This is a genomic window from Hydrogenophaga sp. RWCD_12, from assembly GCF_046604225.1.
In the GTDB taxonomy this organism is placed as follows: Bacteria; Pseudomonadota; Gammaproteobacteria; order Burkholderiales; family Burkholderiaceae_C; genus Hydrogenophaga.
The window spans coordinates 686,060-712,912 of sequence record NZ_JBKIXC010000002.1 but is presented as its reverse complement, the minus strand read 5'-3'; the positions used below and the strand labels follow the sequence as shown (position 1 = coordinate 712,912).

Below are 26,853 nucleotides of genomic sequence, written 5' to 3'. Positions count from 1 at the left end.
TCCAAGTACCCGAACTTGCTATTTAGTAGTGCACTGATTGCCCAAGAGAACATCCTAGATTAGGCCGCATCAAATCATCCGATTAATGTCAATGCACTCAAAAATCTACATCATTCAAAATTCATTATTGAACCCCCTGAAACTGACTAATGCACATTAAATACTGGACCAAGAAGCTGTCGAAGCCCCCCAGCATTGTCACCATACTTAAATTTACAGTACTCATAATACATGGTGCGTCTAACATGAATCTCATCCAAGCCTGTTAAAGCCACGACTTTATCCACAACATTGCTGAGCCGATCTTTTGCACGATCCCGAATATTCGTCTTTGTGAGCAAGAGGTAGTCATTGGAGGTTGTTAGGTTTGCGATGTTTATCACTTGCCCCGCAAACATTTGATTGAGCCGCATCAAAAGCTCTGCATTCTCAGCTACTGATTGCTCAAGCATCTGAATAACACCAAGCTCGGGCGTGCAAGGCAGAAACTTTACTCGATCTGCTGCTGTCGCAAACAAACTCAGCAATGCAGTATTCTGTTGTCGACGGGCTTGAACAAGGGACTCGGTTTTTACGTCCTCATCGAGTAGTGCATACCTTCGAACATGATTGGGAAATATACTTGATGAGGTATTCAGCATCTCAACCACTTGAACAAAGCCCCCCACCGGCGCTATCTTATAAAGAGGTCGATGGCTTGCATTGGGATGGCACTTCGCCATATACATACCAACCATTTGCTCCACAAGCAACTTCGCCTGTTTATCTTCAACATAAAACACAAAGTCAGCAGCAAGCTCATCATCAAAGGCGATGTCGCCTAACACTTGCGCCGGAAATGCACCGATAACGGTTGACACCTCTCCCGAAGAGTCACTAAGCAAATGAATGATGCTTTTGCGATTTGCATTCTTAATTAACGTCGCCGAATGAGTTGAAAAAAGTACTGTTAAGCCTTTTTGCTCCGCCAATTCAACAACCTTTTTTAACAGTCGCACCTGGGCTTGTGGGTGAAGCGCCATTTCCACCTCATCGATTAAGAGAAGACTGTTGTCAGGTACGGTGCATATTGTCTTTGCAAGCTTTAAAGTGCACAACTCGCCTAGGCTAAAGCTCTTCTCGGAAAAATAGAAATTTCGACCATCATTTTGATACGGAATAAGGTACGCATCATTTCCGACACCGCGTCGGGTGTTTACGTACTTCAGACTATCCCACTTCTGGTCAGCAAGGACTGCCGAAAGAAAGTCCCGCACATTTTTCTCGGCAGCTCGCAATCGCCTTGGTTGAATTTCGTCTGGGTAAGGTTCTATTCTCTTGCCGCTTGCCTCAACATACTCAACCGAAGCATAGGGCGATTGATCTAGCAATGCAGCATTTCGCCTAGGAGTTGCTCGCCAACGCTGGCCGCCATAGTGATACTTCGCCGATTCGCCGTCTATCTTGTACTCAATTTCCGCATTGTCATACGAGTCCAATCTATTTTCATTAGGACTTGTTTTATAGAATTTCTGAAATGCATGCTGAGCACCAATCCTATACAGAGAGGCAAATAAACTGGTCTTTCCGGTTCCATTCAAACCTGTAAGTACCCAGACGCCCGGCGCAGGCATATGAAACTCTAATTTCTTTATTTTCTTGATATTTCTGAGTGTGATAATCATATTTTTACAATTCAAATATAAAGCATTGAATTTCGACACCAAGTCTGTTTGGTCCCACCTCAAGCATTCCACCAGAACGCATTTCAAAGGACGCGAGGAGGAGGTCTCGCCACTTGACTTCGTTTGGCACAAAAGCCTCGAGCTCTGGTGCTTTGGCATAAGGCCTTGATTCTTGATTCAAGCATGCATTGAGTACTCAAATCTTGCATTTTGCGTAGTTGAGAACAGCGGTGTGACACTTTGCTCGACCGCCCGGCCTTACTTCAAGGCTGAATTGACAAGGAGTGGTTCATGACCATCTGCCCAAAGCTTGTCGGCTTGTTTTATGCTGCAAGGGCGATTCTGCAATGTTTTGTCACAAGTCTCGAATAGTCGCCTGTCAGTTCATGCAACTCACGCCCCATCGGTGATAACAGGAGCCAACATGCAGGACGACCTGTTCGGTGCGCCACCTGCACCGCCACCCACCCGACCGAAAACACCCGTCGCTGCACCAGAGAGTGCCGACGACGGCGCCACGCCCACCCCACCCCGCCGCCGCTCCACCGAAGTCCTCCCCCTCCCACCCGACGCCTCCACCCTCGCCCTCGCCACCCGCCTGAACCCGCGCATCCGCCTGGGCGCGTCGACCTGGAGCTACCCGGGCTGGGCCGGCATCGTGTGGGACGAGGGGCCGCAAAGCGAGGGGTAGTACGCGCGTTACGCCAGCCAGGTGCCGGACGACTTCCGCTTCGTGGTGAAAGTGCCGGTGCTGATGTTCCAACTCAGTCGAACAGCGACGGCTCACCACCGGGCCGGTAGCCCTCGATCTCCAGCAGGCGCCACTTGGTGACCGCCCCGCCGCTGGCCGAGAAGCCGCCGGGCTGGCCGCCCGCCGCGAGCACGCGGTGGCAGGGCACGACGGGCGCGAAGGGGTTGGCGCCCATGGCCTGGCCGATGGCGCGGGCGAGGTGTTTGTCGCCCATCTCGGCGGCCAGTTCGCCGTAGGTCAGCACCTGCCCGGGCGGGATGGCGCGGGCGCGTTCGTAGACGCGTTGCAGGAACGGCGTGAGGCGCGACATGTCGAGCGGCAGGTGCCGCAGATCGGCTGGCCGCTCGCCGCGCAGGGCGGCTTTGAGTTCGGTGATGGCCGACTGGACGTCGGGCGGCGGGCCGGCGTCGGGCACCGGCGCCGGCAGGTTGCGCAGCAGGCGCTGGCGGGTGCGGTTGGGCGTGGGCTCGGGCAGCTGCACCGCGGTGATGCCCGCCGGCCCCCAGGCCATGCCGCAGGTGCCGATCGCTGTCTCGAACAGCGTGTGGCCGGCGCTGTCCATGGCAGGGATCAGGCGGCGCGCAGGGCCTGCCGCAGGCCTTCGCCGATGTCGGGCCGCTCGGCGAACGGGTCGGGCGGGTTGGTGCCGGCGACGATGGCGTCGAAGCGGCTTTTCGCGTTGCCTAGCGCCTTGGGGTGGCTGTAGATGTAGAACTGGTCGTGGCCGATGGCGTGGAACACCATCTCGGCGACCTGCGCGGCGGTGATCTTGCCGGAGCCGACGGCCTTGTCGCTCATGGCCTGGCCGATCAGTTGGCTGCGGGTGGGCTTCTCGTCGGCCATCTCGGCGGGCCTGTTGCGGTCGCTCTTGTTGATGCCGGTGGGCACGAAGTACGGGCAGAGCACGCTGGCGCTGACCTGGTCGGTGACCAGCTTCAGGTCCTGGTACAGCGTCTCGGTCAGGCTGACCACGGCGTGTTTGCTGACGTTGTAGACGCCCATGTTGGGCGGGGTCAGCAGGCCCGCCATGCTGGCGGTGTTGACGATGTGGCCGCGGTACGCTGGGTCGGCCTGCGCGGCGGCCAGCATCATCGGGGTGAACAGGCGCACGCCGTGGATCACGCCCCAGACGTTGACGCCGAGCACCCATTCCCAGTCTTTGACCGAGTTCTCCCAGATCAGGCCGCCGGAGCCGACGCCCGCGTTGTTGAAGACGAAGTGCGGCGCGCCGAAACGCTGCTGCACGGCCTGCGCCAGCGCGTCCATCTGCTCGGCGCTGGACACGTCGACCTTGCGCGCCAGCACCTGTGCGCCCGCGGCTTCCATCTCGGCCTGTGCCTTGTCGAGCGCGTCCTGCTGCACATCGACCAGCACCAGGTTCATGCCCAGCCGCGCGCCGATGCGGGCGCATTCGAGGCCGAAGCCGGAACCGGCGCCGGTGAGCACGGCGGTCTTGCCTTTGAAGTCTGAAATCACGTCTTGTCTCCTGTGGTTGTTGGGGTCAGCGGCGGATCATTTCCAGGTGCGGAATGCCGTCTTCGACATAGGGCTTGTCGTCCGACACGAAGCCGTGCCGGTTGTAGAAACGTTCGAGGTGCGCCTGGGCGCCGATGCGGATCGGCTGAGGTCCCCAGATCTGCTCCAGCAGGCGCACGGACTCGGCCATCAGCGCGTGGCCGATGCCGCCGCCGCGCGCGGCCGGGGCGGTGACCACGCGGCCGATGCTGGCCTCGGCAAAGCCCAGCCCGGGCGGGACCAGGCGGGTGCTGGCGTGCAGTTGGACCACGCCCTGCGCGTCGACCACTTCGCCGAGCACGTGCAGGCACTGGGTGTCCAGCCCGTCGAGATCCAGAAACACGCAGTTCTGCTCGACCACGAACACCTCGCTGCGCAGCCGCAGCAGGCGGTACAGCGTGTCGGCGCCCATGGCGTGGAAAGGCAGGCAGCGCCATTGCACGGCGTCGCCCGCACCGAACACCGTCTGCCCGCTCAAGCGCGCACTTCCCGCAGCACGTAGCCCACGCGGGGGAAATGCACATGCAGGCGGCCGGCGCGATCGTCGTGGCGTTCGAGCGTGTAGTGCGTGCGCGTGGCGGCCAGGAGCACGCCTTCGGTGGTCTCGGTGCCGAAGCTCTCGGCGGCCACGGTGACGCGGCTGCCCAGGGCGATGCCGTGGTCGTCCTGGAACACTTCGCCGGTCAGGGACGCGGGTTCGGCGGCGGCCGCGATGGCGATGGCGTCGCTGGAACCGAGCTTGGCGGGTTTGCCGTGTCCAAAGGCCGCCATGCGGTCCATCCAGGCCAGCACCTCGGGTGTCGCATCCAGAATGCCCGCCAGCGGCGGCACCAGGTTTCGGGTGAACCAGAGCGGGTGGTAGGCCGAGAAGTCGGCGATGCAGGGCACGTCGCCCAGCAGGAAGGGCTGCCCGTGCAGCATGTGCGCCAGCCGCCGCAGGTAGCTGCGGTAGGCCGATGCGGCGTCGCCCGGGCGCACGCGGGTCATGCCGCTGCTCATGGCGCCACGGTCGGCGGCAAAGGTTTGCGCCGCTTCGGGCGGCTGGTTGGCGAACAGGGTCGCGGCGCCCTTGGGGCCGAGGCTGTAGCCCATGGCCGCCCAGAACAGGGTGCTGTCGGCCCACTGAGCCACGATGCGTGCCGCGCCCTTGAGCGCGTCGGGAAACAGCGCGGGGGCCGGTTTCAGGTGTTCCAACACCGTCGCGATCAGCGCGGTGTCGCACCAGATGTCAGCGCCGATCTGCAGGATCGGGGTGCGGCGGTAGCCGCCGGTGAGCGCCACCAGGTCCGGCTTGGGCATCACGCTGGGGATGTAGACGCTCTGCCAGTCCAGCCCCTTGAAGCCCAGCATCAGGCGCGCCTTCTCCGCAAAAGGCGACATCGGGTAGTGGTGGAGGATGGGAATGCTGCCCTCGGGCACGGAAATCGAAGCCATGTCTGCGGTTCCTCGGGTCGGGGATGACGACCGCCGCAGTGTGCATCAAACGCGAAAATCCGCGGTCACTCCCACGACAATAGGGGTCATGGCCATTCTTCGCCCCTTCATGGACCTGCTCGACGACCCGCTGTCGGTCGAGCGGGGTGTGCTCGCCAGACCGCGCTGGGGCATCAGTGCCCTGATCTGGGTCGGCGGCTTTGCCTGCATGGACTGGATGCAGACCACGCTGGAGCTGGGGCTGGCGGCCATCACGGTCACCCTGATCCTGACCTCGGCGCTGGCCTCGCTGTTCGTGACGCCGCTGATGGCGGTGGTCTTCGCCCTGGGCGCGGCGCTGGCCTTCAACTACCTGTTTGCACCGCCCATCGGCAGTTTCCAGTTCAAGCTGGGCCTGCACCACGATGTGATCCTGATCGTGGCGCTGGGCGTCAGTCTGGTGGTCGGCGCCCTGACCTCGCGGCTGCGCATCGTCGGCCTGGCGCTGCAGCAGCGCATCGGCCAGCTCAAGACGCTCAACGGGGTGAGCAACACGCTCAACCGCAGCGAAGACCCGGCGGAGGTCACGCCCTTCATCGGTTCGGCGCTGACCAGCATGGTCGACGCGCAGGTCAGCCTGATCATCGCCGCCGATGTGTCGGATGCTTCCGCGGAACCTGGCGATCCAGCGCGCGACAGCAAGCCGGAACACTGGGGCACCATCGACGACGCCCAGCTGGCCGCCATGCGCCAGTGCATGTCTATCCAGGCCCCCGTGCCGGCCGGGCCGCACGGCATCTGCCTGCCGCTCACCGGACAGCAGTCGACGCTGGGTGCGGCGCTGCTGATCTGGCGGAGCGCGGGCGCCAAGTCCCGGGCCGACCTGGACGCGGCACAGACCCTGTGCAACCTGTTCGGCATGGCGCTGGAACGCGCTCAGCGGGCCCGCAAGGCCGCCGCCGCCAGCAAGGCCGCCTTCCGGCGCCAGCACAGCAACCTGGTGCTGTCGGCGGTGTCGCACGAGTACCGCACCCCGCTGACCACCATCCTCTCGCACGCGTCGCAGATGCGGACCCACGACCGGCAACTGGGCCCGAACGAAAAGCAGCGCATGCTCGACAACATCATCGACGAGGTCGAGCACCTCAAGCGGGTCACCGGCAACATGCTGCAGTTGGCCCGACTGGACGCGCAGGCGTTCTCGCTGCAGCTCGAATGGGAGTCGATCGAAGACCTGCTGGGCAGCGTGCTGCACCGCTTCCGCACCCGCGACCCCGACTGGCGGGCCACCGCCGACCTGGCCCCCGGCCTGCCGCTGATCCGCTGCGATGCCATCCTGCTGGCCCAGGTGCTCGACAACCTGCTGGACAACGCCCGCTCATACGCTGGCGGGCAAGCACCACACATTGCCGCCTGGACGGAAGACAACATGCTGCACATCGCGGTGATGGACCGCGGGCCGGGCATCGATCCGGCGCTGCAGCTGCGGCTGTTCCAGGTGTTCGAGCGCGGCCGCGCCCTCAAGCACGCGACGGGTCTGCCCGAGGAAAGCAGCCGACAGCGCATGGGCACCGGCGTGGGCCTGGCACTGTGCCGGGCCATCCTCAAGGCCCATGGCGGCGAGATCACCTGGAAACCGCGGGACGGCGGCGGTTCGGTGTTCGAATGTGTGCTGCCGCTGTCGAGTGAAACCGCCATGACCATCCCGACATCGCTCATCGAAGAAGAACCGATCTCATGAAGCCGAGCATCCTGCTGATCGAAGACGACTCGCGCCTGCGCAGCGCGTTGCTGCAGCCGCTGCAGCTCGAAGGCCACGAAGTCGTGGTCGCCACCCGCATCCAGGAAGCGCAAGCCCAGTTGCGGCAGTCCCGCGACCGCTTCCAGGTGGTGCTGCTGGACCTGAACCTGCCCGACGGCAACGGGGAGCAATTGCTCGACGAGCTGCTGCGCGCCAACCTGTCGGTGGTGGTGATTTCGGCCGAACACAACGAAGACACCCGCATCCGCCTGCTGGACCGCGGCGCCGAAGACTATCTGGTCAAGCCGTTCTCGGTGCCAGAGCTGATGGCGCGCATCCGCGTCGCCGCGCGCCGCCGTCAACCGTCGGCACGCGGCCCGCTGGTGTTCGAGGCCGGCGATCTGGTCATCGACACCGGCAGCCACACGGTCACGCGCAAGGGCGAGCGGGTGCGCCTCACGCCAACCGAGTTCAAGTTGCTGGAAGTGCTGGTGCGCTCGGCCGACAAGGTGGTGCCGCGCCGGCAACTGCTCTCGACCGTCTGGGGGCCGGGCAACGCCGAACAGACCCACTACCTGCGGCTGTACATCGCGCAATTGCGCGCCAAGCTGGAAGACCGGCCCGCCGACCCGGTCCACCTGATCAACGAACCGGGCGTGGGATACAAGTTCTGCAGCAACGCCACCGGGGCGGAAGGCGCCGATTCCTCGGCCGACGCCGAGGAGTGACCCGAAGCGGTCGGGTCAGGCGCCCGGCTTGAGATGCGGGGCCAGCATGTCGGCCACCTTGGCGTAGAAGCTGGCGCGCGGGTGGTCGTCGAGCCAGAAGTAGTCGCGCTTGTTGACGACCTTGCTGACGTCGAGCACCTCGATGTTCAGGTCGGGGAACTCGCGGTGCAGCACCTTGTCGAACGCCGCCTTGAACACAATGCTGTTGCGACCGTAGCTTGTCGATTCATAGACGATCAGGTGGCGGTTCTTGATGTACTCCTTGTGCCGCGCCAGGATCTCGGAGAACTGCTCGGCTTCGTACTCGTAGTTGCGCTCGCGGTCCTCCTTCTTCATTTCCCAGCGGTTGGAATACTCGCCCTGGCTGATCACCTGCGCAATCCCCCTGAAGGTGTCGCCCAGCGGCGTCCCGGCTGCCTTGCGGGCCTGGTAAACCTCTTTGGCGAGGGTAATGTTCTGCAGGATGCCCTTGCGGTTTTCCGGTTCCTGATCGGGGGGAAGAGTCAGGTATTCGGAGTTTTCCCCGAAGTCGTTTTCGCAGTACTGCAGCACCAGCACTTCCGCATTGGGCGCATGGTCCTCGGCGGCCGCCAGCTCGCGGTAGGTGGCGTAGATCGGCACGCCCAGGTTCAGTGCGTCGATGTTGTGCCGGCTCTTGAGCTGGGCGTTGAGCGTGTCGGCGTCGTTGACCGAGAAGCCGTAAGTGTGCGAGTCACCGAGCAGCACCACCTTGGCGTCGTACCCGATCTTCGGGTTGGCATTGCGAAAGCCGTTGGCATCGATGGTCTGGACGGTGGTGTATTCCGCGTTGTTGAAGTGGCATTCGCCGGGCTTCATGCGGTAGACATAGCGGTGATCGGGCACCACCTCGAAACAGTCGAAATTGATGTTGCGGATGTACTGGCGATAGGCCTGCGGAAACGCGTTGGTCAGGAAGGTGAAATACACCAGAACCCCCACGATCGCCAGCAGCGGCGACAGCGCGATGCCGTAGAAGGCGAGGTTGCGCAGGCGGGACGACTTCTGTTCCATGGTCAATCCAGCTCGTAGAGGTCCTGGTAGTTCTCGCGCAGGCTCTCGGGCTGGTCTTCCTTGCGCAGGAGGGCGTTGCCGACCACCAGCACATCCAGCTCGGTGCCCATGAAGCAGCGCAGTGCATCCTGCGCGTTGCAGACGATGGGCTCGCCGCGCACGTTGAACGACGTGTTGACCAGCACCGGGCAGCCGGTCAGCTCCTGGAAGCGCTTGATCAGTGCGTGGTAACGCGGGTTGGTGGACGCGGACACCGTCTGGATGCGCGCCGAGTAGTCGACGTGCGTCACCGACGGGATGCTCGAGCGCGGCACATTGAGCTTCTCGATACCGAACAGCGCCTCTTCTTCCGCGGTCATGGTGCGGCGGTGCTCCGGCTTCACATCGGCCACCAGCAACATGTACGGGCTGTCGCCGTCGAGCTCGAACCAGTTGGCCACCTCTTCGCGCAGCACGCTGGGTGCAAAAGGTCTGAACGACTCGCGGTACTTGACCTTGAGGTTCAGCTGCTTCTGCATGTGCGGCGAGCGGGGGTCGGCCAGGATGCTGCGGCCGCCGAGCGAACGCGGGCCGAACTCCATGCGCCCCTGCATCCAGCCGATGGCTTTGCCGGATGCCAGGGCCTGCGCCGTCTGCTCGATGATCGCGTCGTCGTCGAGCACGGTGTAGACCGAGCCTTGCAGCCCGGCTTCGATGTCGGCCATGCCGTAGACCGGGCCGAGGTAGGAACCGGCCATGCCGTCACCACCAGGCACCAGCGCGCGCGGCGCCTTGTTGCGCAGGTGCGCCACCGCCAGGGCGGCTCCCAGAGCGCCGCCCGCATCGCCGGCGGCCGGCTGGATCCAGATGTTGTCGAAGCTGCCATCGCGCAGCAGCTTGCCGTTGGCCACGCAGTTGAGCGCCACGCCACCGGCCAGGCAGAGGTTGCGCTCCCCGGTTTCCTTGGCGAGGCTGCGCGCCATCTTGAGCACCACGTCCTCGACCACCACCTGGATCGACGCGGCCAGGTCCATTTCGCGCTGGGTCAGTTCCGATTCCGGCTCGCGCGGCGGACCGCCGAAAGCGTCGTGGAACTTCGGGCTGGTCATCGTCAGACCCGTGCAGTAATTGAAGTACGACATGTCCAGCGTGAAGCTGCCGTCGTCCTTCACATCGATCAGGTGGTCGCGGATCAGCTGCGCGAATCGCGGCTCGCCGTAGGGCGCCAGACCCATGACCTTGTATTCGCCGGAATTGACCTTGAAACCGGTGTAATAGGTCAGCGCCGAATAGAGCAGCCCGAGCGAATGGGGAAACTGGATTTCACGGGCAATCTGCAGGTCGCTGCCATTGCCGATCGCCAGCGAGGTCGTGGTCCATTCGCCGACGCCGTCCATGGTGAGCACGGCCGCGCGCTCGTACGGCGAGGGAAAGAAGGCGCTTGCCGCGTGGCTCAGGTGGTGCTCGGAGAACAGCAGGCGCTCGCCCCAGGCCACCTTGTCGCCCAGTGCCTGCGCCAGATCCTGTTCGATCACCCGGCGCTGGAACAGCTTGTCCTTGACCCAGACCGGCAACGAGGTCGCAAAGCTCTTGAGGCCCCGGGGAGCAAAGGCCAGGTAGGTTTCGAACAGACGCTCGAACTTCAGGAACGGCTTGTCGTAGAACACGACCTGATCGACCTGCGACGGCGAGATGCCGGCCTGCGACAGGCAGTAAGCGATGGCCTTCGAGGGAAAGCCGCTGTCGTGCTTCTTGCGCGTGAACCGCTCTTCCTGCGCTGCCGCCACCACCTTGTTGCCCACCACCAGGCAGGCCGCCGAGTCGTGGTAATACGCCGAGATGCCCAGAATGTTCATCGGTCAGAACAGCGTGTAGATGAAAGGCGCCAGCACGGAGCCCTGGGCCAGGATCAACAGACTCCCGATCAGCACGATCATCAGGATCAAGGGCAGCAGCCAGAGCTTCTTGCGGGCGCGCAGGAAAGTCAGCAGTTCAGAAATAAAGGACATGTGAATGGGGTCCAGGAACGGAGGGCATCAATAGGGATGCTTGAACGAATCGGGGTCGATGCTCTTCACGTCCCGCTCGATCCAGTAGCTGGCCTGCGCTTTGCGACGCATGCGCAGGGGATCACGTCCGAACAGGCGCCCGACCAGGGCGACCGGCGTGATCAGCAGAAAGTAGATGCCGCCCAGCACAATGGGCTGCACAACCTTCCCCATTGCCTCGCCCAACCGCATCCACAGGCGTTCCACGGGCATCAGCACCGCGGGTTGCACCAGCGCGAGTCCGCCCAGGATGAACATCAGCGCCAGGCTGACATTGCGCGAACCGGCATGACCGCGGTATTGCGCCACGCCAGCCATCACCGCCAGCGCGAAGGCCATCAGGGCACCAAACTTCTGCGCGCTGGCGACGGACGGTGCTGTGTGCTGTGCGCTCATCGCCGTTCAGCGCTTGGCCTGGCCCTTGAACTGTGCCTTGGCACGCCAGTCGCGGATGCCGCGCCAGATGACGGGCGGCACCCAGTCCTGGATCTTGTGCAGCTGCAGGCCACTGAGCTGCTCACCGGGGCGCGCCTTGAAGATGGTGGTGTGAGCGTCCGCCTCGGACGTCTTCTGGCGACCGTTGGTGTAGTAGTACAGCGCGATCGACTTGCGGCTGTTGCCGGGCGGGCAGGTCAGCGGATCCGGGTGACCGTGGAACGATTCGCTGGTGGTCGAGAACATGCCCAGGCGGTTGAACTTGGGCGCAATCTTGTTGCCCATGCGCTTGCAGTCCTTGTCCCACAGTTCCAGGTGGCCACCCCACTCGTCCTGCCAGTCCTTGTTCATGTAGATCAGGATGTTGACGCGGCGGTCGAGCTTGAGCTCGTTGTGCAGGTTGAAGTCGGCGTGCAGCTTGAGCAGGCCGCCAGGCAGGGTCTGGTGCAGACCGCCACCGGACATCGACGGATCGGGAATCAGGTTCTTGATGCCAGTCAGCCTCTCCAGAAAGGCCAGGAAGCCATTGGAGTTGAGCTGGTACATCAGCTGGCGGGTCGCCGGACCGAACTCGCGCTCGTCGGCGCACAGCATCTTGGTCTCGTCGGGACGGCGCAGGTCGTTCCAGTCGGCCTGGTCGGGCTTCGGGAACTCCTGCCACACGGCTTCCGCCACATCGTCCGGCAGGAAATTGTCGAAATAGATGCTGGGGAACGGATCACCGTTCTGGTAACGCTCGGCGTTGTCTTCCGCGAGCTTCAGGTATTTGGGATCGTCAAAAATGAAGCGGTCGGCCAGGGGGTTGTTGCTGCTCATATTGAAAACTTTCGTCGCAAAAACGTGGGCACCAATGCGAGGCACCTCAAAGCTTTCGAATTTATGCAGCACAGCGTATGGAATACGTATGGGATACGGTCGCGCTTTTGGTTACTCCTTGATCGAAATCAAATTCGGAAAAAACCGTGCGTTTTACCCCCCCGATAGGGGAAGGGCCCGTGCAATCAATCCATCGACATCGGCGCCATTGCCCAGCGAACCGAAGCTCAATCCCCATTGACCGCCAAGGCGCGAATCGCAGAACGCACCGAACACGGCGGCGGGTGCCGTGCGGGCCAGCAGCGCGGCCTGCACCGCCAGCGCCACATCCTGCGCCAGCCGCCGGGCCTCCATCTCGTTGGCCATCTGTTCGACGCGCAGCGGCAGACGGTCGGCCATGTGGTCCAGCGCCGGGTGCATGCCCCGGGCGGGAGCCAGTTCGTGTTCCAGGGCTGCCGCCGCATCAGCCTTGCGCAGGGCGCGCAGCAGGTCCAGCGCCATGATGTTGCCCGCGCCCTCCCAGATCGAGTTCACCGGCATTTCGCGGTAGATGCGGGCCATGATGCCTTCGCCGCCCTCTTCCACATAGCCGTTGCCACCCAGGCACTCCATCGCCTCCTGCGCGAAGTAGCTGCCCCGCTTGCAGATCCAGAACTTGGCCACCGGCGTCAGCAGCCGCTGCATCACCCGTTCGTGATCGTCTGCGGCGGCGCGGTCGAAGCTGCGCGCCAGCCGCATCGACAGCGCGGTCGCCGCCTCCGATTCCAGTGCCAGATCGGCCAGCACGTTTTTCATCAGTGGCTGCTCGATCAGCTTTTTGCCGAAGGCCGAGCGCTGGCGGGTGTGATTCACGGCAATCGACAGCGCGTGGCGCATCAGCGCGCTGGTGCCCAGAGCGCAGTCAAGACGCGTCATCGTGCCCATGGCGAGGATCTGCGGCACACCGCGCCCCTCTTCGCCCACCAGCCAGGCGGTAGCGCCGGCAAACTCAACCTCGGAACTCGCATTGGCCTTGTTGCCCAGCTTGTCTTTCAGGCGCTGGATGAACAGCTGATTCAGCGAGCCGTCGGGCAGCACGCGCGGAAGGAACAGGCAGGACAGGCCGCTCGGCGTCTGCGCCAGGATCAGGAACGCATCGCACATCGGCGCCGAGAAGAACCACTTGTGGCCGGTGACCACAAAGCGCTGCCCCCAGCCGTCGCTGCCGTCGGGCACCGCTTGTGTGGTGTTGGCGCGCACGTCCGAGCCACCCTGCTTTTCAGTCATGCCCATGCCCATGGTCACGCCGGCCTTGTCCTTCCACAAGGTCAGGGCCGGGTCATAGGCGCGGCTGGTGAGCTGTGGCGCCCAGTCGCGGTAGATCGCCGGGTTGTCCCGGAGCGCCGGTGTGACCGCGTAGGTCATCGAGATCGGACACAGGATGGACGGCTCCAGCTCCGTGAACAGCATAAAGGCCGCAGCGCGCTTCATGTGCGCATGACCGGTGGCCTGTTCGGTGTCTGAAAACGGCGTGCCGTGCAGACCAGCTGCGGTGGCCGCCGTCATCAGCGCGTGGTAGCTCGGGTGGAACTCCACCTGGTCGATGCGGTGGCCGAAGCGGCTGTGGCTCTTGAGCTGCGGCGTGAACACATTGGCCAGGCGCGCGTGCTGCTGCATCTCCGCGCTGCCAGCCTGCTGGCCCAGCGACTGCAAGGACGCGGTCGGCAAGTCCGGGGCGTTGAAGGCCAGCGCCGACTGCAACGCCAGGTTGCCTTCAAACAGGTTGACATCCACCAGCGGTTCGGGCTGGTTGAAGACTTCGTGGGTCGCACTCATGAAGACACCTCCAACGAAAGCGATGACTTCGGTCGAGGCCACCGCGGAACCGGCTCCGCCGGGCCGCCAGTGGCGCCCCCTGGGGGGGTGACGCCGCAGGCGGCCCGGGGGGTTAGATGAGCTTCACCAGCTGCTTGCCGAAGTTCTTGCCCTTGAGCAGCCCCATGAAGGCTTCCGGTGCCGACGCGAGGCCGTCGGCAATCGTTTCGCGCGGACGCAGCTTGCCCTGCGCCACCAGCGTGCCCAGTTCCGTCAGCGCCTCTGGCCAGACTTCCATGTGTTCGCTGACGATGAAGCCCTCGATCTTGAGGCGGTTCACCAGGATCAGCGCCGGGTTGGCCATGGGCAGCGGCTGGCCGTCGTAGCCGGCAATCATTCCGCAGACGGCGATGCGGCCGAAGGCGTTCATGCGCAGCAACACCGCGTCAAGGATCATGCCGCCCACGTTCTCGAAGTAGCCGTCGATGCCATCGGGGCACTCCTGCTTGAGCGCCTTGGCCAGGCTGTACATGTCCTTGTGCAGCTTGTAGTCGATGCAGGCGTCGAAGCCCAGCTCCTTGACCGCGTATGCGCACTTGTCCGGGCCGCCGGCAATGCCGACCACGCGGCAGCCGCGCGCCTTCGCGAGCGCACCGAAGGCGCTGCCGACTGCGCCGGTGGCGGCGCTGATCACCATGGTCTCGCCAGCTTTGGGGTTGATGATCTTCACCAGACCATACCAGGCGGTCACGCCCGGCATCCCGACCGCGCCCAGGTAGTACGACAGCGGAACGTGCGTGGTGTCGACCTTGCGCAGCGCGCCGGGCTGCACCGCGTCGACCACGCTGTATTCCTGCCAGCCGCCCATGCCGACCACACGGTCACCGGGCAGGTACTTGGGGTGGCGCGACTCGACCACTTCGCCGACCGTGCCGCCGATCATGACTTCGCCCAGCGGCTGCGAAGCGGCGTAGCTCTTGCTGTCGTTCATGCGCCCGCGCATGTAGGGGTCCAGGCTGAGGTAGTGGTGACGCACCAGCACCTGACCGTCCTTGAGTGGCGGCGTTTCGGTGCTGACGAGCTTGAAATTGTCGACAGTGGCTTCGCCCTGGGGGCGGTTGTCGAGCAGGATCTGTTGGTTCGTGGCCATGGTTTGTCTCCGTGTTTAGAAAAAAATGCGCTGCGCCACTCAGTCGGTGCGCAGGGTGTTGAGCGGCTGGGTGGATTTGCCGACCGGCAGGCGCGGCACAAACTTGAAGGTGCCGGTGGCGTGGGCGCAGAGCTTGCCGGCGGCGTCGACGATGCGGCCTTCGGTAAAGGCCATGGTGGCGGTACGGTGCAGCAACTTGCCGTGCGCCGTCAGCGGCCCCTTGGCGGCGCGCATGAAACTGGTCTTCATCTCGATGGTGACGCAGCCCATCGCCGGTTCGACCGAGCGCGCGGCGTGCGCCATCACCACGTCCAGCAGCGTCATGCTGGCGCCGCCGTGCACCACGTTGAACGAGTTCTGGTGTTCGGGCCGGGGATCGAAATCGATCTGCGCCTCGCCGTTCTCAAACCGCTGGAGCTCAAAGCCCAGCAGTTCGACGAAGGGAATGTGTACCTGGAAATCCATGGGGCAACGATACAGCCATTCGAGGCTGACGCTGTCCCTTCGGAGTCAGGAAATCACTGGGTCTTGTTGTGCGCCAGATTGCCAGTGTTGACGACCTGTGAGTCGTCGGTGTGGTTGGTGTAGAGCATGCCGCCGGACAGGGCCGCCCAGTGGAAGTGCGGCTGTGTTCCCTGCCAGGGCACCCGATCCACGACACCGTTGCAGTGCGTGTAGTCGACATACGCCACCGAGTCCAGCAGGTAGATCCTGCCTGCATTGTTGACATCGTTGAGCGATCCGACCGCCCCATAGGAGCCCTGGTGATAAGCCACCGCCTGGCTGAACGCAATGCAGCCGCCAGGGGGAGCCTTGTAGATCAACGTGTAGTCGACATAGCCGTTGGCGCCGAAGGTATAGAAGCTGCCGTACTGCGTGCCGTCCAGGAAGGTGGTGATGTATTGCCACTTGCCGGTCAGGCGACTGTCCAGATAGGCACCCGCGGGCAGCGTGGGCGGTGGGTTCACGCAGGCAGTGGCGTCGGCGTTGGGCACCAGCGGCGGCGTGCAGGTCACTGCCACCGCCGGGATGTAGTAGGCCGGACCGTCGAGGGCATAGACCGACTGGCTGCTCAACAGGCTGTTCTTCTCTGTTTCGCTGGCGGTGTAGAAGTGGAATCCGGCCTGCGTCTGGTAGAAGCGGTAGACGGGGCGCATGCCGGACTGCAGCGTCTTGCTGGCGTAGAAGGCGACACCGTCGAGCGAGAAGTACGGGTAGCTGGCCTGGATCGTCGCCTTCTCGGTCTCGCTGATCGTGTAGAGGTGGGTACCGGTGTTGCGGTTGTAGAAGCGGTAGACCGGACTGAGTCCCGTCGCGGCCTGTCCGTACACCTCGAAGGCGGCACCTTCGTAGGTGTAGTAGGGCAGCGTCGCTTTGATGGTATCGCGCTCGGTGGTGCTGACGGTATAGAAGTGGGCACCGGTTCTCGTGTTGAAGAAGCGGTACATCGTGACCTTCACAAAGGCCTTGCGCTGCGGCGCGGCCGGCGCGCTGGTGCCTGCGTCGGTGCCTGCAATGGTGTCCGCACCGATCGCGGCAGCGGCCAGGGTCTGGCGGTTGAGGTCCGCCAGCTGGGTCGCCTGTTCGCTGCTCAGTACCTGCCTGGCGTCGGCGGCAGTCACTCCGGCGCTGGCGCCGGCATCGGAACCGCCGCCACAGCCGGCCAGAACCAGCAACGCAGCCAGCATGAATGCGCAGGCTCGGCCACTGGAAAACCTGAAAGGACTGGCGTGTGTCGTCATGGCAATGGACTCCGGAATCGTGGATACGGCGCAGTTCATCACGCCACCCCACGCCGGGACCAGTGCCAAAAGTCATGACCTGCAGGCCGGTTGGCCCACAGAAAGGGGAAAGAATCAGCCCCCGGTGATCACCGACACGCCCCCATCCACCGCCAGCCACTGGCCGGTGATGTGCTTGCCGGCGTCCGATGCGTACAGCAGGGTGAGCCCCTTGAGGTCTTCGTCGTCGCCCAGGCGGCGCAGCGGCGCGTGGGCGGCCAGCTGTTCCTCGCCCATGGCCTTCAACGTGCCGGCGGTCATCTTGCTGGGAAAGAAGCCCGGGCAGATGGCGTTGACGCGGATGCCGTGCTCGCCCCACTCGGCGGCCAGCGCGCGGGTGAAGTTGATCACCGCGCCCTTGGAGGTGTTGTAGGCAATCGTCTTCATGCCCGAGGGGTTGCCGCCCAGACCGGCGATGGAGGCGGTGTTGATGATGCTGCCGCGCTTCTTCGGGATCATGCTGGCCTTGGCGATCAGCTGGCTCAGGAAGAAGTAGCTGCGCACGTTGAGGTTCATCACCTTGTCCCACGCTTCCAGCGGGTGGTCTTCGGCGGGCGCGCCCCAGGCGGCGCCGGCGTTGTTGACCAGGATGTCGACATCGCCCACGCGCTGCAGCGTTTCGCTCACCAGTCGGCGGATGTCTTCCTCGTGCTGGCAGTCGGCGGCGATCCAGCGCGCGTCGATGCCGGCGGCCTGCAGCTCGGCGGTGGCCTCTTCGAGGTCGGTCGCCTTGCGCGAGCTGATCACCACGCGCGCGCCGGCTTCGCCCAGCGCATGGGCCATCTGCAGGCCCAGGCCACGCGAGCCGCCGGTCACGAGAGCTGTCTTGCCCTTGAGGTCAAAAAGTTGGGTCACGGTACGGGTCATGTGGTCTCCTTGGAATGGTGAGAAATCAGAAAGCGTCTTCGGCCAGGTCGGCAAAGGTCAGGTCGCGATCGCGCACGACCTGCAGCCAGGCGCCGATCTTCGGCAGTTCGTAGTGGAAGAAGAAACGGGCGGCGGCCAGGCGGCCGGTGCGGGCGTTGCTGTCTTGTGCTGCATGCGCGGCAAGAGCAACGTCCAGCCAGATCCAGGCCAGCACGGTGTGGCCAAAGGCCTGCAGGTAGGGCACCGCGTTGGCCAGCGCTTCGGTCGGGTTCGCGGTGGCCCAGGCGGCCTTGGTGGTGGCGCCCACGTCCTGCAGCGCCTTGCCCAGCGCGTTGGCGTGCGCCGCGAATTCGGGCACCTGGATCGCGCGCTGGATGGTGTCGTTCATGCGGCCAGCCAGCAGCTGCAGGCCCTTGCCGTTTTCCATCAGCACCTTGCGGCCCAGCAGGTCCATGCCCTGGATGCCGTGGGTGCCTTCGTGGATCATGTTCAGCCGGTTGTCGCGCCAGTACTGCTCGACCGGGAAATCGCGCGTGTAGCCGTAACCGCCGTGGATCTGGATCGCCAGCGAATTGGCTTCGAGGCACCACTCGCTGGGCCAGCTCTTGGCGATGGGTGTCAGCACCTCCAGCAGCAGGCGCGCATCGTCGGCCGCTTCGGGAGCGCCGGTGTGCTGCTCGTCCACCAGGCGGGCGCAATAGAGTTCGAGCGCCAGCGCACCCTCGCTGTAGCTCTTCTGCGCCAGCAGCATGCGTTTCACATCCGCGTGTTCGATGATGCGGATCTGCGGCGCGGCCGCATCCTTGCCGCCAGCGCCCATCGGCCGGCCCTGTGGGCGGTTCTTCGCGTAGTCCAGAGACGCGTGGTAGCCCGCCATGCCCAGCATGGTCGCCGCCAGACCGACCCCGATGCGGGCCTCGTTCATCATGTGGAACATGCACTGCAGGCCCTTGCCGGGCTGGCCGACGAGGTATCCAATCGCCCCGCTTTCACCACGCACCGGGTACTTGCCTTCCCCGAAGTTCAGCAGCGTGTTGGTCGTGCCGCGCCAGCCGCACTTGTGGTTCAGGCCCGCCAGCGCCACGTCGTTGCGCTCGCCGGTCAGCTGTCCTTCGGTGTCGACCAGCTTCTTGGGCACGATGAAGAGCGAGATGCCCCGCGTGCCCGGCACCAGCTTGCCGTGTTCATCGGGAATCTTGGCCAGCACGAGGTGGATGATGTTCTCGGTCAGCTCGTGCTCACCGGACGAGATCCACATCTTGTTGCCCCTGAGCCGGTAGCGCGGACCCAGCGGATCGCTCTCGAAGTCGCTGCCATCGGGCACGGCGCGCGTCGCCACATCGCTCAGCGACGAGCCGGCCTGCGGTTCGGAAAGGCACATGGTCCCGGAGAAGCGCCCGCCGAACTCGTTGAGCGCAAACACCCGCTTCTGCACCTCGGTGCCGTGTTTCATCAGCAGGTTGGCGTTGCCGGTGGTGAGCATGCCGCTACCGATGCTGACCGAGGCCATCGCGAAAAAGCCGTTGGCCGCCGCCTCCACCGTGTACGGCAGCTGCATGCCACCGATGGCGTAATCCTGCGCCGCGCTCAGCATGCCGCTCTCGGCATAGGCCTTCTGCGCGTCGTGCGTGGCCTGCGGCAGGATCACCTTCTCGCCGTCGAAGTGCGGTTCCTGGGTGTCGACCAGGCGGTTGAAGGGCGCGTACTTCTCGCGCGCGATGCGCTCACAGGTATCGAGCACCGCGTCGAAGGTCTCGCGGCTGTGGTCGGCGAAACGCTCGCGCTGGTTCAGCTGCTCGACAGCCAGCCAGTCGTTGAGCAGGAAATCGATGGTGGGGCGAAGGCTCATGGTTGGTGTGATGGCTTATTGCGGATCGATCTTGGCGTCCTTGATGGCCTTGGCCCACTTGGCGGTTTCGGTCACGCCGCGTTTGGCCAGGTCCTCCGGCGTGCCCGGCTCCACCGCGAAGCCGATGCCGGCGAACTTCTCCTGCACCTCTTTGCTGTTGGCGGCGGCGTTGGCCGCCTTGTTGAGCTTGGCGATCACATCGGATGGTGTGCCGGCCGGCACATACATCGCGAAGTAGGCGATCAGCTCGTAGTCCTTGGTGCCCAGCGCCTCGTTGACCGTGGGGATGTCCGGAACAGCGGACGATCGTTTGGTCGAAGTCACCGCCAGGCCGCGCACCTTGCCCGCCTTGACCTGCGGCAGCATCACGGCGAAGTCGGCACTGAACATCTGCACCACCCCACCGATGAGGTCGGTCATCGCGGCCGGGCCGCTCTTGTAGGGCACGTTGGTCAGCTCGATGCCGGCCATGCCGGCAAACATCTCGGTCGACACCAGCTGCGAGGTGCTGGCGCTGGCGAAGTTGATGCTGCCAGGCTTGGCCTTGGCCATCGCCACCAGCTCCTTGAGCGTCTTGGCCGGCACGTCCGGGTGCACCGCAATGATCAGCGGCACCGAACCCATGTAGGCCACCGGCGCGAAGGCCTTGTCCTGGTCATAGGGCAGCTGCTTCATCAGGCTCTTGAGCGCCGCGTTGGTGCTGTTGGTGCCGATGAGGATGGTGTAGCCGTCGGGTGCCGCCTTGGCCACCGCGTCGGCACCCAGCATGCCGTTCACGCCCGGCTTGTTGTCGATCACGATGGGCTGGCCCAGCGCTTCCTGCATCTTCTGAGCGAAGGCGCGGCCGATCTGGTCGGTGGCGCTGCCGGCGGCGAACGGCACCACGGCCTTGATGGGCCGGTCGGGGTAGCTCTGCGCCAGCGCGGCGGTGCAAGCCAGTGCAGCGGCCGCCGTGGCCAGGACTCGGGTCAGTGAACGCATGGTTGTCTCCTTGTGTGTGGTGTCAAACGGAACTCAGTCGGGCAACGGCAGGTCCAGCAGCGCCGCGCTCAATGTCTTGCCGTGGGCGTCCAGCGCCAGCGAGCGCGTGACGCCACCCGCCAGGGCATCATGCAGCACGAAATGCACCGCCGAAAGCTGCGGCAGCGTATAGCGGTCGATGGCGCCATGGACCACGCCCTCGAAGTGGGTGCGAACCCGGTCGACCGTCAGGCAGCGGTCGATGAGGGGAAAGTCTGCGGCGTCCAGCGCGACGACGCTGAGCGTGGCGCGGTTGCCCTTGTCGCCGGAACGGGCGAGCGCGATGTCGCGCAGGATCCGGCGCGGCGCGGCGCTCATGCAGCCCACTCCAGCAGCTCGCAGCGGGGCCGCACCGCATCCCGAGGCATGAGGGTGGAAGCGACCGCGACCACCTCGCGCACCGACTGCGTCACGCCGCCACCCGCCGCCGGGCCGTTGAGGTACAGGGCCTCGACTTCGTGGCCCACGCGTTCGGCCTGCACACGCGTGGGACAGCGCACGGCAAGGCGCACGCGCACCTCGTACGGTTCCCGGTCCGCGCCCAGCGCCGGGCCGTGCATCGCATTCACTCCAATCAGTTCAGTCCGTTGCTCCAGGCCCGCCAGCGACGGCTGCAGGCGCTGATCGGCCAACCGCTGCCGCAGGATCTCCAGGGCGAGTTCACCGCGCGCCCGGGCCCCGGGGCCAGCGTAGGAAATCTGGCCTTCGCCGATGAAACCGTCGAGGTAGCCCAGGCTGACCTTGAGCTGCTCCGGCCGGGCGCTTCCACTGGCGCCGTCGACGGCGACGCGGTGATCGCCCAGTTCGGTGAAGCGCACTTGCGAAAAGTCGCCGGTGACATCGGCTTGCAGATACGCGGCCGGGTCTTCAACTTCGTACAGCAGCTGCGCCGTGCAGCTCAGCCGGTCGACGCGACCGCCGGTACCCGGCAGCTTGCTGATGACCGCATTGCCATCCGCCTGCACCTCGGCCATCGGAAACCCGACGCGGTGCAGGTCGGGCACGTCGACCCGGCCCGGGTCGGCCAGGTAGCCACCGCTGACCTGCGCCGCGCATTCGAGCAGATGCCCAACCACCAGCCCCTGCCCCAGGCGCGGCCAGTCGTCCGCTGCCCAGCCAAAGTGGTGCACCAGCGGCGCCAGGAACAGCGAGGGGTCGGCCACGCGCCCGGTGATGATGACGTCCGCCTTCGCCTGCAGCGCCGGCAGCAATGCGTCGGCGCCCAGGTAAGCGTTGGCAGAGATCAGCCGGTCACCCAGCGAACGCACGGTATCGGCGCTGTCCATCAGCGGCTGGTCGTGCTGGCGCATCCAGTCCAGCACATCGTCGCCGGTCACGACGGCCACACGCAGGCGCGGCAGACCGAGTGCTTTGGCCACCGACAGTACCGCGTGGCCCGCGGCGAGCGGATTGGCCGCACCCATGTTGGTGATGACGGTGGTGCCGTGCGCCACACACGCCGGCAGCACCGCCCACATGCGGGCCATCAGCATCGGATCGAAACCGGATTCGGGATCGGCGCGCCGACGCAACTGTGCCAGCGCGATCGTGCGTTCGGCCAGGCACTCGAACACCAGCGCATCCAGCTGCCCGCGCTCGGCGAGGTCGATCGCAGGGTCGATCCGGTCGCCGGCGTAGCCCGCACCAGCACCAATCCGGTAGGGCCTCACCTTGTGTGCGCTCCGGGTCAGGCAGCGGGACTGGCCGGCAGGGCCGCGATGGTGCCCTGCGCCACCGCGCAGAGCTTCTCTTCGCCGTCAAGGACGACGAACACGTCGCAACGGCAGACCGCCTGCGACCTGCCGGTGTGCACGGCCTCGGCGCGCGCGATCAGGCGTTCGCCGATGGCGGGACGCAGGTAGTTGATCTTGAACTCGGACGTGACCACCGGCACGCGCAGCGCCGTGCCACCCGCGTAGGTCAGCGCGTTGTCGGCGGCATAGCTCACCACGCCTCCATGCACGAAACCATGCTGCTGCTTCACCGACGCCGACACCGGGACGTGCAATTCGCAGCGCCCGGGAGAGAGTGCGGCCAGCTCGGCCCCGATCAGCACCGAAAACGGCTGCTTCGCCAGGACCTCGCGGCCCATGGCGAGGAAGACCTCGGGACCGACCGTGACCGGATCCGCCATGTTCAGAGCACTTCGAAGATGCCGGCCGCGCCCATGCCGCCACCGATGCACATCGTCACGCAGACGCGCTTGGCGCCGCGGCGCTTGCCTTCGATCAGCGCATGGCCGGTCAGGCGCTGGCCCGACACGCCGTAGGGGTGGCCCACGGCGATGGCGCCGCCGTTGACGTTCAGGCGGTCGGCCGGGATGCCCAGCTTGTCGCGGCAGTACAGCACCTGCACGGCGAAGGCTTCGTTGAGTTCCCACAGGTCGATGTCGCTGACCTTCAGGCCCAGGCGCGACAACACCTTGGGAATGGCGAACACCGGGCCGATGCCCATCTCGTCGGGTTCACAACCGGCGACCGCGAAGCCCAGGAAACGGCCCAGCGGCTGCAGGCCACGCTTCTCGGCCAGGGTTTCGTCCATCAGCACGCAGGCACCGGCACCGTCGCTGAACTGGCTGGCGTTGCCTGCGGTGACCAGGCCACCCGGCAGGGCCGAGCGCAGGCCGGCAATGCCTTCCTTGGTGGTGCCGGCGCGGATGCCTTCGTCGTTCTCGACCGTGACCTGCTTGGTCATCAGGCCCATGACCTTGTCGGCCACGCCGGCGGTCACGGTGATGGGCGCGATCTCGGCCTTGAAGAGGCCGGCTTCCAGCGCGGCGGTGGCGCGTTGCTGGCTGGCGGCGCCGTATTCGTCCATGGCGTCGCGGGAGATGCCGTAGCGCTTGGCCACCTGTTCGGCGGTCTGCAGCATGTTCCAGTAGATCTCGGGCTTGATCTTCTCCAGCGCGAGGTCCTTGAGCATGTGCTGGTTCATCTCCTGCTGCACGCAGGAAATGCTTTCCACGCCACCGGCCACATAGACCGAGCCTTCGCCGGCGATGATGCGCTGCGCGGCCAGGGCGATGGTCTGCAGGCCCGAGGAGCAGAAGCGGTTGACGGTCATGCCCGAGACGGTGATGGGCAGACCGGCCTTGAGCGCGATCTGGCGCGCGATGTTGGCGCCGGTCGCACCTTCGGGGTTGGCGCAGCCCATGATCACGTCTTCGACTTCAGATGCGTCGATGCCGGCACGCTGCACGGCGTGCTGCACGGCGTGGCCGCCAAGCGTGGCGCCATGGGTCATGTTGAAGGCGCCCTTCCAGCTCTTGGTCAGGGGCGTGCGGGCGGTGGAGACGATGACGGCGTTGGTCATGATGGGTTCCTCAATGCTTGATTCGTGCGGTCATCAGAAGGTCTTGCCTTCGGCGGCGAGCTTGGCCAGCAGCGGCGCCGGCTCCCAGAACTTCGCGTCGTCCAGCGGGTTCTTGGCAAAGCGCTTCATGGCCTGGACCACGTTGAACAGACCAACTTCGTTGGCGTAGTTCAGCGGGCCGCCGCGGTGCACCGGGAAGCCGTAGCCGAAGATGTAGACCACGTCGATGTCGCTGGCCTTGTTGGCGATGCCCTCTTCCAGGATGTGCGCCGCTTCGTTGACCAGCGAGAACACCAGGCGCTGCACGATCTCTTCGTCGGAAATCTTGCGCGGCGTGATGCCCAGGGCCTTGCGGTGCTCTTCGATCATGGCCACCACCTCGGCGTTCGGGATGGCGTCGCGCTTGCCGGGCACGTAGTCGTACCAGCCGGCGCCGGTCTTCTGGCCGTAGCGGCCCTTCTCGCACAGCAGGTCGGCGGTCTTGCTGTACTTCATGTCCGGCTTTTCCTGGTAGCGGCGCTTGCGGATCGCCCAGCCGATGTCGTTGCCGGCCAGGTCGCCCATGCGGAACGGGCCCATGGCCATGCCGAACTTCTCCATCGCCTTGTCGACCTGCTCGGGCGTGCAGCCCTCGTCGAGCAGGAAACCGCCCTGGCGGCCGTACTGCTCGATCATGCGGTTGCCGATGAAGCCATCGCAGACGCCGGACACCACCGCCGTCTTCTTGATTTTCTTGGAGATTGCCATCACCGTGGCCAGCACGTCCTTGGCGGTCGCGTCACCGCGCACCACTTCCAGCAGCTTCATCACGTTGGCCGGGCTGAAGAAGTGCATGCCCACCACGTCCTGCGGACGCTTGGTGAAGTTCGCGATCTTGTTGACATCCAGCGTGGACGTGTTGGACGCCAGGATGGCACCCGGCTTCATCACGCGGTCGAGTTCCTTGAACACCGCTTCCTTGACGCCGATCTCTTCGAACACAGCCTCGATCACCAGGTCGGCCGCACCCAGATCGTCGTAGCTCAGCGTGGTGGTCAGCAGGCTCATGCGCTGCTCGTACTTGTCCTGCTTGAGCTTGCCCTTCTTGACCTGGGCTTCGTAGTTCTTGCGGATGGTCGCGATGCCGCGGTCCAGCGCGTCCTGCTTCATCTCCAGCATCTTCACCGGGATGCCGGCGTTGAGGAAGTTCATGGTGATGCCGCCGCCCATGGTGCCGGCGCCGATGACGGCGACCGAGGCGATGTCGCGCTTGGGCGTGTCTTCCGGCACGTCGGGAATCTTGCTGGCGGCGCGCTCGGCAGTGAACAGGTGGCGCAGCGACTTGCACTCGGGCGTCCACATCAGGTTGATGAAGATCTCGCGCTCGAACACCATGCCGTCGTTGAACTTCTTCTTGGTCGCGGCTTCGACGGCGTCCACGCACTTGGCGGGCGCCGGGAAGTTCTTGGCCATGCCCTTGACCATGTTGCGCGCGAACTGGAAGTAGGCGTCACCGTCCTTGTGCTTGCAGGGCAGGTTGCGCACCAGCGGGAAGGCTGATCCGTCTGCGTGTTTCGCAGCCATCTCGCGGGCGAAGGCCAGGGCCTCTTCGGCCAGCGACTCGGGCGAGGCGGCCAGCTTGTCGAACAGCTTCTGGCCCGGCAACTGGGCCAGCATTTCGCTCTTGACCGGTTCACCGCTGACGATCATGTTCAGCGCGGCTTCCACGCCCAGCACGCGCGGCAGGCGCTGCGTGCCACCGGCGCCGGGGATCAGGCCCAGCTTCACTTCGGGCAGGGCCACGCTGCAGCCGGGAGCGGCAATGCGGTAGTGCGCACCGAGGGCGAGTTCGAGGCCACCGCCCATCGCCACGCTATGCAAGGCCGCGATCACCGGCTTGGTGGTGTTCTCGACGCGGATGATCACCGACAGCAGATTGGGTTCCTGGATCGCCTTGGGCGAACCGAACTCGCGGATGTCGGCGCCGCCCGAGAAGGCCTTGCCGGCGCCGGTCAGCACGATGGCCTTGACCGCCGCATCGTTCTCGGCCTTTTCCAGACCGTCGACGATCGCCTGGCGGGTGGACAGGCCCAGACCGTTGACCGGCGGGTTGTTCAGCGAAATGACGGCGACGTCGCCGTGGACCTGGTACTCAGCGGTCATGGAATCTCCTCTGGGGTGAAGCGGAAAAGCGGGAAAACGGTTCAAAAACGAACGGTCGTGCGATTTTAGGAAGTTTGTGCAGCGCCGCAAGCGCCGCTTGTCGCTTGCGGGTCAGACCTCAAGCCATTCCTTGCGCGTGTACGGATCGGCGCGCAGGCTGTCGGGCGTGCCCTCAAACACGATGCTGCCGTGCCCCATCACCAGGGCACGGTCGGAGATGTTCATGGCGATCGTCAGCTTCTGCTCGATCAGCAACACGGAGATGCCGCGTGCCTTGAGCTTCTGCAGGTACTCGCCCACCAGTTCGACAATCTTGGGCGCGAGGCCCTCGGTCGGCTCGTCAATGATGATGAGATCCGGGTCACCCATCAGCGTGCGACACAGGGTCAGCATCTGCTGCTCGCCGCCCGAGAGCACGCCGGCCTCGGTGTGCTGGCGCTCCTTCAGGCGCGGGAACATGGCGTACATGTCTTCGAAGCTCCAGCGCGCGCCCTTGCCCTTGCCTTTCTGCCCCAGCAGCAGGTTCTGGTGCACGGTCAGCTTGGGAAAGATATCGCGGTTCTCCGGCACGTAGCCGATGCCCAGATGGGCGATCTCGAACGGCTTCTTTCCGCGGATGCCCTGGCCTTTCCAGTCGATGCGGCCTTCGCAGTCGACCAGGCCCATGATGGCCTTGGCGGTGGTCGAGCGGCCCGAGCCGTTGCGGCCCAGCAGCGCGACGATCTCGCCCTGCCCGACGCCGAAGCTCACGCCGTGCAGCACGTGGCTCTTGCCGTAGTAGGCGTGGAGGTTCTCGATGTTCAGCATGTCGGTGCC

The 26,853-nt window shown here is 64.6% G+C and carries 26 protein-coding genes; 3 read left to right on the top strand and 23 right to left on the bottom strand.

Translation table 11 applies throughout. The annotated features are described in order from the left end of the window. Positions 1 to 146: 146 nt before the first annotated feature. Positions 147 to 1,664: an ATP-dependent nuclease gene (locus tag ACLIJ1_RS10505; protein WP_411365458.1), complete on the bottom strand. Its 1,518-nt coding sequence runs from the start codon at positions 1,662 to 1,664 to the stop codon at positions 147 to 149. A 406-nt stretch (positions 1,665 to 2,070) separates the two neighbouring features. Here ACLIJ1_RS10505 and ACLIJ1_RS10500 point away from each other — a divergent pair, with 406 nt between their 5' ends. Then, positions 2,071 to 2,355, top strand: coding sequence for a hypothetical protein (locus ACLIJ1_RS10500; protein ID WP_411365457.1), 285 nt, complete (start codon positions 2,071 to 2,073; stop codon positions 2,353 to 2,355). A gap of 73 nt (positions 2,356 to 2,428) precedes the next feature. Here ACLIJ1_RS10500 and ACLIJ1_RS10495 read toward each other — a convergent pair whose 3' ends face one another. Genes ACLIJ1_RS10495 through ACLIJ1_RS10480 form a run of 4 tightly spaced genes read right to left on the bottom strand, consistent with a single transcriptional unit; the run spans position 2,429 to position 5,364 of the window. Then, on the bottom strand, positions 2,429 to 2,977 hold the full coding sequence (locus ACLIJ1_RS10495) for a methylated-DNA--[protein]-cysteine S-methyltransferase (RefSeq protein ID WP_411365456.1): 549 nt from the start codon (positions 2,975 to 2,977) through the stop codon (positions 2,429 to 2,431). Between the two features lie 8 nt (positions 2,978 to 2,985). Next, the gene (locus tag ACLIJ1_RS10490; protein ID WP_411365455.1) at positions 2,986 to 3,891 is read right to left on the bottom strand and encodes an SDR family oxidoreductase; all 906 of its coding nucleotides are present in this window, start codon (positions 3,889 to 3,891) and stop codon (positions 2,986 to 2,988) included. A 25-nt stretch (positions 3,892 to 3,916) separates the two neighbouring features. Further along, a complete protein-coding gene (locus tag ACLIJ1_RS10485) occupies positions 3,917 to 4,408 on the bottom strand; it encodes a GNAT family N-acetyltransferase (RefSeq protein ID WP_411365454.1) in 492 nt (163 codons plus the stop codon). Beyond that, positions 4,405 to 5,364, bottom strand: a complete 960-nt coding sequence (locus tag ACLIJ1_RS10480; RefSeq protein ID WP_411365453.1) for a glutathione S-transferase family protein — start codon at positions 5,362 to 5,364, stop codon at positions 4,405 to 4,407. Before ACLIJ1_RS10480 ends, ACLIJ1_RS10485 begins: the two co-directional genes overlap by 4 nt. Before the next feature lie 88 nt (positions 5,365 to 5,452). Here ACLIJ1_RS10480 and ACLIJ1_RS10475 point away from each other — a divergent pair, with 88 nt between their 5' ends. Further along, entirely contained in the window at positions 5,453 to 7,084 is a 1,632-nt protein-coding gene (locus ACLIJ1_RS10475) for an ATP-binding protein (protein ID WP_411365452.1), read from the top strand. Continuing rightward, positions 7,081 to 7,812, top strand: coding sequence for a winged helix-turn-helix domain-containing protein (locus ACLIJ1_RS10470; protein ID WP_411365451.1), 732 nt, complete (start codon positions 7,081 to 7,083; stop codon positions 7,810 to 7,812). The genes ACLIJ1_RS10475 and ACLIJ1_RS10470 overlap by 4 nt, the downstream gene beginning before the upstream one ends. Before the next feature lie 15 nt (positions 7,813 to 7,827). Here ACLIJ1_RS10470 and ACLIJ1_RS10465 read toward each other — a convergent pair whose 3' ends face one another. The 18 genes from ACLIJ1_RS10465 to ACLIJ1_RS10380 form a co-directional block, all read right to left on the bottom strand. Then, a complete protein-coding gene (locus ACLIJ1_RS10465; RefSeq protein WP_411365450.1) occupies positions 7,828 to 8,844 on the bottom strand; it encodes a hypothetical protein in 1,017 nt (338 codons plus the stop codon). Between the two features lie 2 nt (positions 8,845 to 8,846). Then, the gene (locus ACLIJ1_RS10460) at positions 8,847 to 10,679 is read right to left on the bottom strand and encodes a carbamoyltransferase (RefSeq protein ID WP_411365449.1); all 1,833 of its coding nucleotides are present in this window, start codon (positions 10,677 to 10,679) and stop codon (positions 8,847 to 8,849) included. 3 nt (positions 10,680 to 10,682) lie between these two features. Further along, positions 10,683 to 10,832 (bottom strand): DUF5989 family protein, encoded by a 150-nt coding sequence (locus ACLIJ1_RS10455; protein WP_411365448.1) that lies wholly within the window; start codon positions 10,830 to 10,832, stop codon positions 10,683 to 10,685. 27 nt (positions 10,833 to 10,859) lie between these two features. After that, the gene (locus ACLIJ1_RS10450; protein WP_411365447.1) at positions 10,860 to 11,267 is read right to left on the bottom strand and encodes an SxtJ family membrane protein; all 408 of its coding nucleotides are present in this window, start codon (positions 11,265 to 11,267) and stop codon (positions 10,860 to 10,862) included. Positions 11,268 to 11,273: 6 nt separating this feature from the next. Next, positions 11,274 to 12,122, bottom strand: coding sequence for a 2OG-Fe(II) oxygenase (locus tag ACLIJ1_RS10445; protein WP_411365446.1), 849 nt, complete (start codon positions 12,120 to 12,122; stop codon positions 11,274 to 11,276). Positions 12,123 to 12,275: 153 nt separating this feature from the next. Further along, a complete protein-coding gene (locus ACLIJ1_RS10440) occupies positions 12,276 to 13,937 on the bottom strand; it encodes an isovaleryl-CoA dehydrogenase (RefSeq protein ID WP_411365445.1) in 1,662 nt (553 codons plus the stop codon). 112 nt (positions 13,938 to 14,049) lie between these two features. After that, on the bottom strand, positions 14,050 to 15,066 hold the full coding sequence (locus tag ACLIJ1_RS10435) for an NADP-dependent oxidoreductase (RefSeq protein WP_411365444.1): 1,017 nt from the start codon (positions 15,064 to 15,066) through the stop codon (positions 14,050 to 14,052). A gap of 39 nt (positions 15,067 to 15,105) precedes the next feature. After that, on the bottom strand, positions 15,106 to 15,531 hold the full coding sequence (locus ACLIJ1_RS10430; RefSeq protein ID WP_411365443.1) for a PaaI family thioesterase: 426 nt from the start codon (positions 15,529 to 15,531) through the stop codon (positions 15,106 to 15,108). Positions 15,532 to 15,584: 53 nt separating this feature from the next. Beyond that, complete coding sequence (locus tag ACLIJ1_RS10425; RefSeq protein ID WP_411365442.1) at positions 15,585 to 16,754, bottom strand: hypothetical protein; 1,170 nt, start codon at positions 16,752 to 16,754, stop codon at positions 15,585 to 15,587. Positions 16,755 to 16,922: 168 nt separating this feature from the next. Next, entirely contained in the window at positions 16,923 to 17,714 is a 792-nt protein-coding gene (locus ACLIJ1_RS10420; RefSeq protein ID WP_411365441.1) for an SDR family oxidoreductase, read from the bottom strand. Between the two features lie 25 nt (positions 17,715 to 17,739). Then, positions 17,740 to 19,563, bottom strand: coding sequence for an acyl-CoA dehydrogenase (locus tag ACLIJ1_RS10415; RefSeq protein WP_411365440.1), 1,824 nt, complete (start codon positions 19,561 to 19,563; stop codon positions 17,740 to 17,742). Positions 19,564 to 19,578: 15 nt separating this feature from the next. Then, entirely contained in the window at positions 19,579 to 20,544 is a 966-nt protein-coding gene (locus ACLIJ1_RS10410) for a Bug family tripartite tricarboxylate transporter substrate binding protein (RefSeq protein ID WP_411365439.1), read from the bottom strand. A 33-nt stretch (positions 20,545 to 20,577) separates the two neighbouring features. Beyond that, positions 20,578 to 20,901: a hypothetical protein gene (locus ACLIJ1_RS10405; RefSeq protein ID WP_411365438.1), complete on the bottom strand. Its 324-nt coding sequence runs from the start codon at positions 20,899 to 20,901 to the stop codon at positions 20,578 to 20,580. Then, positions 20,898 to 22,253: an acyclic terpene utilization AtuA family protein gene (locus tag ACLIJ1_RS10400; protein WP_411365437.1), complete on the bottom strand. Its 1,356-nt coding sequence runs from the start codon at positions 22,251 to 22,253 to the stop codon at positions 20,898 to 20,900. Before ACLIJ1_RS10400 ends, ACLIJ1_RS10405 begins: the two co-directional genes overlap by 4 nt. Positions 22,254 to 22,270: 17 nt before the next feature. Next, entirely contained in the window at positions 22,271 to 22,717 is a 447-nt protein-coding gene (locus ACLIJ1_RS10395; RefSeq protein WP_411365436.1) for a PaaI family thioesterase, read from the bottom strand. 2 nt (positions 22,718 to 22,719) lie between these two features. Beyond that, positions 22,720 to 23,895, bottom strand: coding sequence for an acetyl-CoA C-acyltransferase (locus ACLIJ1_RS10390; RefSeq protein WP_411365435.1), 1,176 nt, complete (start codon positions 23,893 to 23,895; stop codon positions 22,720 to 22,722). 33 nt (positions 23,896 to 23,928) lie between these two features. After that, positions 23,929 to 26,037, bottom strand: coding sequence for a 3-hydroxyacyl-CoA dehydrogenase NAD-binding domain-containing protein (locus tag ACLIJ1_RS10385; RefSeq protein ID WP_411365434.1), 2,109 nt, complete (start codon positions 26,035 to 26,037; stop codon positions 23,929 to 23,931). Positions 26,038 to 26,148: 111 nt separating this feature from the next. Beyond that, positions 26,149 to 26,844 (bottom strand): ABC transporter ATP-binding protein, encoded by a 696-nt coding sequence (locus tag ACLIJ1_RS10380; protein ID WP_411365433.1) that lies wholly within the window; start codon positions 26,842 to 26,844, stop codon positions 26,149 to 26,151. Positions 26,845 to 26,853 lie beyond the last annotated feature (9 nt).

What these genes read in the sequence shown, in the direction of transcription:
- ACLIJ1_RS10505 (WP_411365458.1), bottom strand. Translation starts at nt 1,664, where the DNA reads ATGATTATCACACTCAGAAATATCAAGAAAATAAAGAAATTAGAGTTT.
- ACLIJ1_RS10495 (WP_411365456.1), bottom strand. Translation starts at nt 2,977, where the DNA reads ATGGACAGCGCCGGCCACACGCTGTTCGAGACAGCGATCGGCACCTGC.
- ACLIJ1_RS10480 (WP_411365453.1), bottom strand. Translation starts at nt 5,364, where the DNA reads ATGGCTTCGATTTCCGTGCCCGAGGGCAGCATTCCCATCCTCCACCAC.
- ACLIJ1_RS10475 (WP_411365452.1), top strand. Translation starts at nt 5,453, where the DNA reads ATGGCCATTCTTCGCCCCTTCATGGACCTGCTCGACGACCCGCTGTCG.
- ACLIJ1_RS10470 (WP_411365451.1), top strand. Translation starts at nt 7,081, where the DNA reads ATGAAGCCGAGCATCCTGCTGATCGAAGACGACTCGCGCCTGCGCAGC.
- ACLIJ1_RS10465 (WP_411365450.1), bottom strand. Translation starts at nt 8,844, where the DNA reads ATGGAACAGAAGTCGTCCCGCCTGCGCAACCTCGCCTTCTACGGCATC.
- ACLIJ1_RS10460 (WP_411365449.1), bottom strand. Translation starts at nt 10,679, where the DNA reads ATGAACATTCTGGGCATCTCGGCGTATTACCACGACTCGGCGGCCTGC.
- ACLIJ1_RS10455 (WP_411365448.1), bottom strand. Translation starts at nt 10,832, where the DNA reads ATGTCCTTTATTTCTGAACTGCTGACTTTCCTGCGCGCCCGCAAGAAG.
- ACLIJ1_RS10450 (WP_411365447.1), bottom strand. Translation starts at nt 11,267, where the DNA reads ATGAGCGCACAGCACACAGCACCGTCCGTCGCCAGCGCGCAGAAGTTT.
- ACLIJ1_RS10445 (WP_411365446.1), bottom strand. Translation starts at nt 12,122, where the DNA reads ATGAGCAGCAACAACCCCCTGGCCGACCGCTTCATTTTTGACGATCCC.
- ACLIJ1_RS10440 (WP_411365445.1), bottom strand. Translation starts at nt 13,937, where the DNA reads ATGAGTGCGACCCACGAAGTCTTCAACCAGCCCGAACCGCTGGTGGAT.
- ACLIJ1_RS10435 (WP_411365444.1), bottom strand. Translation starts at nt 15,066, where the DNA reads ATGGCCACGAACCAACAGATCCTGCTCGACAACCGCCCCCAGGGCGAA.
- ACLIJ1_RS10430 (WP_411365443.1), bottom strand. Translation starts at nt 15,531, where the DNA reads ATGGATTTCCAGGTACACATTCCCTTCGTCGAACTGCTGGGCTTTGAG.
- ACLIJ1_RS10425 (WP_411365442.1), bottom strand. Translation starts at nt 16,754, where the DNA reads ATGCTGGCTGCGTTGCTGGTTCTGGCCGGCTGTGGCGGCGGTTCCGAT.
- ACLIJ1_RS10420 (WP_411365441.1), bottom strand. Translation starts at nt 17,714, where the DNA reads ATGACCCGTACCGTGACCCAACTTTTTGACCTCAAGGGCAAGACAGCT.
- ACLIJ1_RS10415 (WP_411365440.1), bottom strand. Translation starts at nt 19,563, where the DNA reads ATGAGCCTTCGCCCCACCATCGATTTCCTGCTCAACGACTGGCTGGCT.
- ACLIJ1_RS10410 (WP_411365439.1), bottom strand. Translation starts at nt 20,544, where the DNA reads ATGCGTTCACTGACCCGAGTCCTGGCCACGGCGGCCGCTGCACTGGCT.
- ACLIJ1_RS10405 (WP_411365438.1), bottom strand. Translation starts at nt 20,901, where the DNA reads ATGAGCGCCGCGCCGCGCCGGATCCTGCGCGACATCGCGCTCGCCCGT.
- ACLIJ1_RS10395 (WP_411365436.1), bottom strand. Translation starts at nt 22,717, where the DNA reads ATGGCGGATCCGGTCACGGTCGGTCCCGAGGTCTTCCTCGCCATGGGC.
- ACLIJ1_RS10390 (WP_411365435.1), bottom strand. Translation starts at nt 23,895, where the DNA reads ATGACCAACGCCGTCATCGTCTCCACCGCCCGCACGCCCCTGACCAAG.
- ACLIJ1_RS10385 (WP_411365434.1), bottom strand. Translation starts at nt 26,037, where the DNA reads ATGACCGCTGAGTACCAGGTCCACGGCGACGTCGCCGTCATTTCGCTG.
- ACLIJ1_RS10380 (WP_411365433.1), bottom strand. Translation starts at nt 26,844, where the DNA reads ATGCTGAACATCGAGAACCTCCACGCCTACTACGGCAAGAGCCACGTG.